At 59.5% G+C, this 7,694-nt stretch carries 9 protein-coding genes; all 9 read left to right on the plus strand.

Annotation, left to right across the window (positions count from 1 at the left end):
- A partial coding sequence (locus J5286_RS30945) for a class I SAM-dependent methyltransferase (protein WP_247749739.1) occupies positions 1 to 926 on the plus strand: 926 nt, incomplete at its 5' end.
- Positions 927 to 1,918: 992 nt separating this feature from the next.
- The gene (locus J5286_RS30950; protein WP_209215499.1) at positions 1,919 to 2,128 is read left to right on the plus strand and encodes a trans-acting factor B; all 210 of its coding nucleotides are present in this window, start codon (positions 1,919 to 1,921) and stop codon (positions 2,126 to 2,128) included.
- 249 nt (positions 2,129 to 2,377) lie between these two features.
- Positions 2,378 to 3,061, plus strand: a complete 684-nt coding sequence (locus tag J5286_RS30955) for a division plane positioning ATPase MipZ (protein ID WP_109614778.1) — start codon at positions 2,378 to 2,380, stop codon at positions 3,059 to 3,061.
- The gene (locus tag J5286_RS30960; protein ID WP_209215502.1) at positions 3,058 to 3,417 is read left to right on the plus strand and encodes a hypothetical protein; all 360 of its coding nucleotides are present in this window, start codon (positions 3,058 to 3,060) and stop codon (positions 3,415 to 3,417) included. The genes J5286_RS30955 and J5286_RS30960 overlap by 4 nt, the downstream gene beginning before the upstream one ends.
- A gap of 277 nt (positions 3,418 to 3,694) precedes the next feature.
- Entirely contained in the window at positions 3,695 to 4,624 is a 930-nt protein-coding gene (locus tag J5286_RS30965) for an ArdC family protein (protein WP_348529903.1), read from the plus strand.
- 89 nt (positions 4,625 to 4,713) lie between these two features.
- Positions 4,714 to 4,974: a hypothetical protein gene (locus tag J5286_RS30970; protein WP_109614780.1), complete on the plus strand. Its 261-nt coding sequence runs from the start codon at positions 4,714 to 4,716 to the stop codon at positions 4,972 to 4,974.
- On the plus strand, positions 4,971 to 6,347 hold the full coding sequence (locus tag J5286_RS30975; RefSeq protein ID WP_209215518.1) for a Fic family protein: 1,377 nt from the start codon (positions 4,971 to 4,973) through the stop codon (positions 6,345 to 6,347). Before J5286_RS30970 ends, J5286_RS30975 begins: the two co-directional genes overlap by 4 nt.
- Before the next feature lie 311 nt (positions 6,348 to 6,658).
- On the plus strand, positions 6,659 to 7,003 hold the full coding sequence (locus tag J5286_RS30980; protein WP_209215521.1) for a DUF736 domain-containing protein: 345 nt from the start codon (positions 6,659 to 6,661) through the stop codon (positions 7,001 to 7,003).
- A gap of 60 nt (positions 7,004 to 7,063) precedes the next feature.
- Positions 7,064 to 7,288: a hypothetical protein gene (locus tag J5286_RS30985; RefSeq protein ID WP_209215523.1), complete on the plus strand. Its 225-nt coding sequence runs from the start codon at positions 7,064 to 7,066 to the stop codon at positions 7,286 to 7,288.
- The last annotated feature ends 406 nt before the right edge of the window (positions 7,289 to 7,694 follow it).

Consider the following 7,694-nt stretch of genomic DNA (forward strand, 5'->3'; position numbering starts at 1 on the left):
CCTCTCCCCCGCTGTTCCGCACGAGCTCGGGAGCAGGAGCGGGGCTCCTGCCCCTTCGGGCAGGAAAGCCGCTTCGCGGGAAAAGGAGATTCAGGACCATGGCAAAACTCACGCGGGCGCAGCGCAAAGCCCATGACGAGGCAGAGGCGATCTTGACGAAGGACAGGCTCACCGACGACGAGCGGGAATTTGTGTTTCGGCATTGGCACGAAGGCGCGAACCACATCAACGGTGCGTCGGGAGCGTTCTTTACCCCCTTCGACCTTGCCGGTGATTTCGCCCTCGACGGAACTGGCGGGCGTGTCGTCGACCTTTGCGCCGGTATCGGCGTGCTCAGCTATTTCATCTATCATCGTGCAGCCTATTGCGGCAGAACCCCGGAAATGACCTGCGTCGAGATCAACCCGCGATATTGCGAGGTTGGCCGCAAGCTGTTGCCGGAGGCCAGGTGGATCAATGCCGATGTGTTCGACTGGCGCGAACTCGATCTAGGCCGTTTCGATATGGCCATTGGCAATCCGCCATTCGGCAAGGTCAAACGCCATGGCAACGGCCCGCGCTATCGCGGCCCGGATTTTGAGTTCCATGTGATCGACATTGCCGCCGAGCTTGCCGATCATGGCGCGTTCATCATCCCACAGCAGTCCGCCAGCTTCCAGTATTCCGGCCGCGCCTATTACGAGCGCCGGCATTCAGGCCGTGGCGTCGAGTTTTCCAAGGCGACAGGCTTTGAAATGGACGCAGGAGTCGGAATCGACACCTCGATTTTCCGCGAGCAATGGAAAGATACCTCGATCGTTTGCGAGATCGCCTGTTTCGATTTTGCCGAGGCGCGCGCCCGCAAGGCTGATGAGATCGAGCGGATTGAGGCGAAGCCCATGCCGCAGATTTCCCGCCAGCCCGCTCAACAGTTGGCCTTGCTATGAGCAGGGCCAAGGAGAGCCGGATAATCCGGCACGTCGATGTGTTCGATACGCCCTCGAATATGGGCGGATCGTTCACGGTTTCAATCGTCAGGGAGCTTGACGCGGAGCGCGTCGAGGTCCGCGTCTGGTATGGTCGACCGACGCCGATGGGCTGGGAGCCGTGGAAGGAATGGGACGGCTACAGGTTTGAAACCAGCCGTGCCGCCCTTCGCAACGCTCGCAAAATGGAATTATACAGGGAACGCTAGTCAGATTTGAGGGTGGAAGCAGCAAGGCGCGGAGCCAGCCCGCGCCGATCGGGGAGGATAGGCCACCCCGGCCGAGGCGACGGCCTCGCCCTCAAAAGGAGGTAACGATATGTGGCTTTTGCCCATGACCGTTACCCTAGAAATGAAAAGAACCCGGACGAGCTGGCTACTCCGAATCCGGGTTCAATTCTTATTCTAGGAAAGGGGGCGTCGGGGAAACCCGGCGTCCCACTCCTGAGAGCCTATATAGTCCTTTTCCCTGCAAATTCCAAGCCGCCCGCCAGCCGACAGGCGCATCGAGCGCCTTCCGACTGGTACGAGGGGAGCCCCTAAAGCCCCTCCCCTCGCGCTCCCCGCCCACGCAATGAAGATGCCTTCCTTCGGTCAGCATCAAGATTAGCCGGTTTTGTCATGCGAGGAAGGTTGTCGGCCATTTTCATCACGCATCGCAGCCGTGATCCGGGGGGAAGCCGATTCGCCACGCCATCACGCCCCTGCCTGCCCGCTTCTCCGATCATCTTCTTTCGCCCTGGGCAAGATCGGTGCGACGCACCGGTGCTGGTCTGTTTCGCAGTTCCAAATGCTGAATTTCGGATGGTCTGCTGCGCGAATTTAGCGGCTGGCCTGCCTTGGCAACCCTTCGGGTTCTCCACTTCGTTGCGACCGCTGCGCGGTGCAAAGGCACGCCGGACGCCGCTTTATCTGCTTCGCACCACACGAAATCATCATTTTAGGAGAACTGCTATGAAACAGACCATCACCTACCTCCGCCTTACCGGTCGCCAAGTTGTGGGCTTCATCAAGAAGCTGATCGGAAAAGCTAAACATCAGGGCACGCTCAAAATCGGCGTGACAATCGGCTTCCCCCCTCTGTTCTCGATCACTTTGAGCTATGACGCGAAATTCATCGGTCGAGCCGACAACGACAACAAGAAGGTCGCCAAAACCGGCTGATCTTGAGCCGCTCCCTTCGGGGGGCGGCTTTTTCCTTGCTCCCTTTAGCGTCTGCGCCGATCGGTTCTAACAAGGAACCGGGTTCTTATCGGGTTCCGAGCAGGAACCGGGTTCCTTGTCGGTTCCTTCTGACCATGTGGTGACCATATGGACGGTTTATGGTAGATGGGAACTGGCCACGAAGTCACTTTATAGTAACTTCTGTCCTGTAAAGAACCGGCAAGGAACTCAGAACCGAAAGGAGCAGCAATGCCCGTTATCGTCCTTTGCTCGACAAAAGGGGGCGTTGGAAAATCAACGACCGCTCTCGTCCTGGCCCAAGTCTATGCCGCTGCAGGATCTTCGGTGACGCTTATCGACGCCGATCCTAACCAGCCCCTCGCGACCTGGGCGAGCCGGTTTGGAGATTCGGTTCCGAAACAGCTCGAGGTGATGGGCGGCATCAATGAGGAATCCATCGTTGATGCGATCGATACCGCCGCTGAAAAATGCCCGTTCGTTATCGTTGACCTGGAGGGATCAGCCAACCTGACGGCCAGCTATGCAATCAGCCGCGCCGACCTGGTGCTAATTCCAATGCGCGGCAAGCAGCTCGACGCCGATCAGGCGGGCAGGGTGATTGCACTTATCGAGCGTGAGAGCAAAGCCTTCCGGCGCAAGATCGACTATCGGGTGGTCTTTTCCATGACCACGGCATTGCAGAGCAGGGAGCAACGCCACATTCGGACGACGCTCGAAGAAAAGGGCATCCCGATCCTGCCGGCGTCGATGATGGAGCGGGCCGCATTCAGTGCCATGTTCCAGCTCGGCGGAACGATCTTCGATCTATCCGAGGAGGACGTGTCCAATCCCAGGACGGCACAGGAGAATGCTCAGCAGTTGGCAACAGCAGTCATTGAGACCCTTCGAGAACAGGAGACGGCAGCAGCATGACCAAGGAACGTGTCTCCCTAGACCTGCCTGATGTTACGGGATTCAAGCCGCGCGCAAAAGTTCCGGAATCCGATCAAGCAGAAATCAAAGAGGTAGCTGAACGCGCTGGCTTTACCGCCCGGCATTCCGCTCAGCCCGCCACTCCGCCGAAGGCTCCGGCATCCGTGGCACCATTCGACGCCCGCAGCCTTCGCCGTTCCAACCGAACGGCCAAGCTCAACATTGCGACCAGTGAGGATACCCGCCGCCGCTTTTGGGAGTTGGCGCAGCGCATGGGTATCTCCGCAGGCGAGGACGTCCTGATCTCCATGATGGATGCCTATGAGCGTGAAGACGGTAGGGCAGGGGGCCGATAGGGCAGCCGATCGCCCAAGCATACAACGATGCACCGGCAAGGAGAAATCCCGGCCGTGACAGCGCAACGGGATACGGCGGGCCGTCGCGGTATCCCCCTTTGCCTCTGCCTTGCTTTCTAGGACGGATGGCTGACAGGGCGCGCGATTTCCGCAGCATCGCCGCCCTAACAATTTCCCCGGCCTTCGGCCTTCCTCGCGAAGCAAATTCTTAGGGCTTTGATGCCCTCCATTGCATTGCGGCCCTTCGGGTGCAGCCCCCGCTTTGTCGCCCTGTCTCTTGAGCCCCCGTCAGCAAGACGAGGCAAAGGAGATAGCCATGAGTGAAGCCCGCACGGATACCTATCAGCGCATCACCGACACCATCGTTTCCGCCTTGGAGACCGGTACACGGCCCTGGATGCAGCCCTGGAGCGCCACCAACATCGGCAGTTCCTTCCCCCGGCCGCTTCGCTCCACCGGCGAACCCTATCGCGGGATCAACGTCCTCCTGCTCTGGATCGCATCGGCCGCCAACAACTTCCAGCACGACAGGTTCATGACCTACAAACAGGCGCAGGAGCTTGGCGGCCAGGTCCGTAAAGGCGAAAAGGGAACCACCATCGTCAAATACGGAACCGTGACCCGCAGCGTCGATAACGGACGAGGCGAGGACGAGGACCGGGAAATCCCCTACCTCAAGGGGTATACCGTCTTCAATCTCTCGCAAATTGACGGCCTTCCGGAAGATTTCTACGCCAAGCCAATCCCAATGCCGGAAGATCGGCGCATCGCAGGTGCCGACCGGTTCATTGAAAACACCGGCGCAGTGATCCAACATCAGGGGGATCGAGCCTGCTACATTCCCGCGCTCGACATGATCAAAATGCCGCCGTTTCGGGCGTTCGAAAGCCCCGAGGCATATTATTCGACCATCCTGCATGAGGTCTCTCACTGGTCAGGATCGAGCAAGCGGCTTGACCGGCTCAAGAGCACCGACAAGCGGCATCACGAATACCATTTCGAGGAGCTGGTCGCTGAAATTTCAGCATGTTTCCTTTGCTCCGATCTCGAAATCACCGCTACGGTCAGGCCCGAGAGTGCATCGTACCTTGCCAGTTGGTTGGCCGTCATGAAGCAGGATAAGCGCGCCATCTTCCGGGCCGCTTCCAAGGCGCAAGCGGCGGCCGACTACCTGCACTCGCTTCAAGAAAAAAGGGCGGCCGCTTAGGCCGCTCTACCCTTGGTGGTCGGAGCCCTGCACTCGATTCCCGTACCAGCATATGCTAGGTTAACAGACAGAAAATATTGAGGATTGTCATGGCACACGCTGTTCGTCACACCACTGAACTGACCGCCGAGGAATGCATCTTGGCGCTTGCAAAGCAGCACGGAATTGTCGCGGCTCGTACCGAGCTTGACGATTGGGCGGACGATGTAACGCGCCTGGCTGGTGATGATGTCGCGTTTGATGAGGTCCAGGAAGTCGTCGTCGCCTTGCGCAAGGCGGGAGTCATCAACGGTGTTGAATTGACCCGTCTCCATTCTCGATATCTTGATGAACGCCAAGCGCGAGGATGACGTTTGATCCGTTCGGCGATTTTGCCACACGAGGATACCTGCGAAATCACGCCGGGCAAAAAGACATGGCCAAGGTCAAAGACCTTGAGCATGACGCCTTTCGCGGCAATGTCGAGCGTGCCTTGCACAACCTTAGTCGCGTGGAGCAACTTTCCTTCGAGGACGTAAAGAAGACGCACGAAACCTTGTTTGGTGACGTCTATCCGTGGGCTGGTCAGGACCGCTCCCAGAACGCTCGAGAACTCCACGTCACGAAAGGGGCGGTGGAATTCATGTTCGCATCGCATGTCGGCCGAGGCGTCGATTATGCCTTGGGGCAGGGCAACGATGCTGCCACGATGCGCGAGAAACCCGGTGAGGTAATGGGCCATCTCGCCTATGCCCATCCGTTTCTTGATGGGAACGGCCGCACGATCATGACCGTGCATACCGAGCTTTGCCGTCGCGCGGGGATCCACATCGACTGGTCGCAGACCAACAAGACCGATTATCTCAATGCCCTCACGCGGGAGCTGGAAGCTCCCGGCAAGGGGCATCTCGACGCCTATCTCAAACCGTATGTGCGCTCCGGCGCCATCGATCGGGCTCAGTCGGCCGACGCGCTGCGCGGCCTACCTGGGCTTGGTCCCGAAGAAAAGACCATGACCGGCCACCCTATCATTCCGGCCCGCACACTTGACTCCGCCGTTAGCAAAACGGATCTCGACAAGGCCCTGGAGCAATCCGACTATTTTCGTGACACCAGCCGCAATCTCGATCGCATGGCGGCCGGGGTCTATCGCGATCCTGCCAAGATGCTCGACGCGGTTCGAGAAGCCGCGATGAGCGGCAAGATAGGCGATCGCGAGGTGATTACCCGCCTCAGTCTCGATCCGGAGGCGTATGGCCCATACAAGGGCGCCGGTGGCATCTTCTCCGGCCGTGAGGAACGGATGGACTACCGTCGAGCCATAGCAGGACGAACAGGCCTACGTGGTGTTGCCGATGATTTCATTTCGCTGGTGCATGGCATCCGTCAGACCCTGGCGCAGGAAAAGCATGAGCTGGCCGAGCGCGGTAAGGTGGAGATCGCCCAGCCAAGCGCCGCGCTGATGAGCGCGATCGAGAAGAAGCAGCCGCTTTCCGACGACCAGAAAACCGAGTTGAGCAAGTCCATTCGGTCATTTGAGAAGCGGTTCGGTGACGATATCGGCAAGCTCAGGACGGCTCGTAACCTCGCGCCGATCGCCGAGAAACATGGCGCCAATGAACAACAGCTTGCGACCGCGCGCACAGTCCTGAAAACGCTCGACAAGGGCGATGCTCAGGTGCGCAACCAGGCCCGCGAACTCAACCAATCGCAGTCGTTGGGCAAAGGCGGACCAAGCCGGTAATCCCGTCGGCGTCGTCATGTTTGGGGGAGGGCGTCGATCAGCCCCTTGCAATAACCCTTGTATGTCCACGAATTGCCGACGATGGGAAGCTAAGAGCGGTGTTCCGCACCACAACCGCGCCTATCTACGATTTTCCCCGGCATCACCACCCCACCCGACACGTCGGGCGGGGACCCCGGTTCGGCCTTCCTCGCGAAGCAAAATCGCATCCAGTCCCGGTCCTTCGCTGACGCTACGGCCTTCGGTGTGGTCCGGCCCATATCCGCTCTTTGAAAGCTCCCATCGGCAACTCGCTAACAAGGAGCATCACAATGACCGACACCCTCGCAAACTTCATCCAGATCGACGGCAAGAAGATCACCGGCAACATCGCCACCCTCTCATTCGACATCGATGTGACCGGCGAGCCGGTTGCCAGCGACAACGAGAAGGCCCCCAAGTACCGGCTGTTCGAACAGAGCCCGCGGGGCAGGCGCGTTGAAGTCGGCGGCATCTGGGAACGGCTCAACGCCGACGACAAGCCCTACCTGGCGCTGACGCTCAACACCGGGCATTCCCGCTGGTACGCGAACCTCGGCCGCTATCCCGGTCAGGACGACGAGACGCTGATGGCCGTCATCCCGAACGATTACCTCAACAGCGAGCGCCGGTCCTGATGGACTGGCCTTGCCAGGGCTCAGCCGCTTCGGCGGCCGAGCCACTTGGCGGAGGCGATCATGACGGCGAACGACAACACCCAACAATTCCGCATCGAGGTCCAACGACCGAACGGCCAGATCGATTGCTACCCCTGTCTTCATCCCGAACAGATCGGAGAAGTGCTTTTTCCAATCATCGGGGCAGGGGAAGCGGCAGTCGGAACGTTAATCCACGTCTACGATCACCAGAGCTGGCGACCAGGCTTCACCAATCGGCCTCTTTTCAGATTCCAGGCGCTCTAAGATCCGCCCCTTGTTCGACGCGCCGCAGGCCGTCGAACCTACCGAGTGGGACACGAGGGGCAGACGCCCCTCGTCCCGACACCTTCAGGACGCCACGCGGCGCAGTTGAGGGTAAGGGCGGTTTACCGGGACCGGAGCCACGCGCAGGCGCGTGAGCGGCGAGCATGGCGAGGACCAGCCCCTTGCCGGAAACGAGCAGTGTGGCCGAACCGTTGCAAGGGCAGGGGAGCGATACGGAGAGGTATTCTCTCTCTCAACATGGGCCGATGGTGCCAAGCTGAATGGCTTGCGTCAACGACAGACGGTACCCCCATGTGTGGACGGCCCGTGGAATGCAAGACTCTGTATCGATGGGATCGGTCAGGTTCAGTCATGTGTCCGGCCTTTTATCGTGGCATTGTAGCCA

Source organism: Rhizobium sp. 16-488-2b (assembly GCF_017741815.1).
Taxonomy (GTDB): Bacteria; Pseudomonadota; Alphaproteobacteria; order Rhizobiales; family Rhizobiaceae; genus Rhizobium.

What these genes read in the sequence shown, in the direction of transcription:
- J5286_RS30950 (WP_209215499.1), top strand. Translation starts at nt 1,919, where the DNA reads ATGAAACAGACCATCACCTACCTCCGCCTTACCGGTCGCCAAGTTGTG.
- J5286_RS30970 (WP_109614780.1), top strand. Translation starts at nt 4,714, where the DNA reads ATGGCACACGCTGTTCGTCACACCACTGAACTGACCGCCGAGGAATGC.
- J5286_RS30960 (WP_209215502.1), top strand. Translation starts at nt 3,058, where the DNA reads ATGACCAAGGAACGTGTCTCCCTAGACCTGCCTGATGTTACGGGATTC.
- J5286_RS30985 (WP_209215523.1), top strand. Translation starts at nt 7,064, where the DNA reads ATGACGGCGAACGACAACACCCAACAATTCCGCATCGAGGTCCAACGA.
- J5286_RS30975 (WP_209215518.1), top strand. Translation starts at nt 4,971, where the DNA reads ATGACGTTTGATCCGTTCGGCGATTTTGCCACACGAGGATACCTGCGA.
- J5286_RS30955 (WP_109614778.1), top strand. Translation starts at nt 2,378, where the DNA reads ATGCCCGTTATCGTCCTTTGCTCGACAAAAGGGGGCGTTGGAAAATCA.
- J5286_RS30980 (WP_209215521.1), top strand. Translation starts at nt 6,659, where the DNA reads ATGACCGACACCCTCGCAAACTTCATCCAGATCGACGGCAAGAAGATC.